Below are 1,793 nucleotides of genomic sequence, written 5' to 3'. Positions count from 1 at the left end.
AAGCTTTTTAAAAAGCAGACCCCATTTCAAACGCTATTGAAATGGTAAAAGAGAGGTCAAGCAAAAAAGAGCGCAGGGTGGATGCCTTGGCACTAAGAGCCGAAGAAAGACGTGATAAGCTGCGAAAAGCTGCGGGGAGGAGCAAATATCCACTGATCCGCAGATGTCTGAATGGGGAAACCCGCATGAGCACACCTCATGCATCCATACGCCAATCCATAACGTATGGAGGGGAACCGCCTGAACTGAAACATCTAAGTAGGGCGAGGAAGAGAAAGAAAATTTATCGATTTCCAAAGTAGCGGCGAGCGAAATGGAAAGAGGCCAAACCGGAGTGCGTGCACTCCGGGGTTCGGACCGCATTTAAGATCTGATGATCCTAGCAGAAAGGTTTTGGGAAAGCCTGCCGGAGAGGGTGAAAGCCCCGTAAGCGAAAGGAAAGCCAGCTGAGCGGTATCCAGAGTACATCGAGACACGAGAAACCTTGATGGAATGAGCGGGGACCACCCCGTAAGCCTAAATACTCCTTAGTGACCGATAGCGCATAGTACTGTGAAGGAAAGGTGAAAAGGACCCCGGGAGGGGAGTGAAAGAGAACCTGAAACCCTGTGTTTACAAGCTGTGGGACATCTTTACATGATGAACCGCGTACTTTTTGTAGAACGGTCCGGCGAGTTGCGGATGCCGGCAAGGTTAAGCACTTAAGGTGTGGAGCCGAAGGGAAACCAAGTCTGAAGAGGGCGCATATAGTCAGTATCCGCAGACCCGAAACCGGGTGATCTACCCATGTCCAGGTTGAAGTTGCCGTAAAAGGCAATGGAGGACCGAACGCACATCCGTTGAAAAGGGTGGCGATGAGGTGTGGGTAGGGGAGAAATTCCAATCGAACCCGGAGATAGCTGGTTCTCCTCGAAATAGCTTTAGGGCTAGCCTCGTTTTAGTCTTATGGAGGTAGAGCACTGAATTTCCGCGGGGGCGTCAAAGCTTACCAAAGAATATCAAACTCCGAATGCCATGTAGATGATGAACGGGAGTCAGACTGCACGAGATAAGTTGGGCAGTCAAAAGGGAAAGAGCCCAGACCGCCAGCCAAGGTCCCAAAGTGTGTGTTAAGTGGAAAAGGATGTGGGATCTCCAAGACAACTAGGATGTTGGCTCAGAAGCAGCCACACATTCAAAGAGTGCGTAACAGCTCACTAGTCGAGAGGTCCTGCGCCGAAAATGTCCGGGGCTGAAACACAACACCGAAGCTGCGGAATTGCGAATGCAATTGGTAGAGGAGCATTCTTAATACCGACGAAGCTGTACCGGAAGGAGCAGTGGAGGGATAAGAAGAGAGAATGCCGGAATGAGTAGCGAGAGAGAGGTGGGAATCCTCTCGGCCGAATATCCAAGGTTTCCAGAGTAAAGCTGATCTGCTCTGGGTAAGTCGGGGCCTAAGGCGAGGTCAAGAGACGTAGCCGATGGACAACAGGTTTAGATTCCTGTACCGCATATAAACAGAACTGTGGGGACGCATGGGGAGAGCATGGGCCGGGAATGGAAATACCGGTGCAAGCGAAGGAGGTGTGCAGCCGGCAAATCCGCTGCATGAGCCGAAAGCGTGACGCGGAGCGAAATGAAAGTAGCGAAGCATGTGAGCCCTGTGCCGAGAAAAGCCGCTATAGCTTTTATATGTGCCCGTACCGTAAACCGACACAGGTGGATGAGGAGAGAATCCTAAGGCCGGCGGAAGAAGTATTGTTAAGGAACTCGGCAAAATGACCCCGTAACTTCGGGAGAAGGGGTGCCCA

The 1,793-nt window shown here is 51.4% G+C and carries 1 rRNA gene; it reads left to right on the top strand.

Going from position 1 to position 1,793, the window contains the following annotated elements:
* Positions 1 to 54 precede the first annotated feature (54 nt).
* Positions 55 to 1,793, top strand: a 23S ribosomal RNA gene (locus ROSEINA2194_RS15485); the annotation flags it as partial.

The sequence above is a fragment of the Roseburia inulinivorans DSM 16841 genome, from assembly GCF_000174195.1.
In the GTDB taxonomy this organism is placed as follows: Bacteria; Bacillota; Clostridia; order Lachnospirales; family Lachnospiraceae; genus Roseburia; species Roseburia inulinivorans.
The sequence above is the reverse complement of the archived record's forward strand: the minus strand, read 5'-3'. Positions and strand labels throughout refer to the sequence as shown.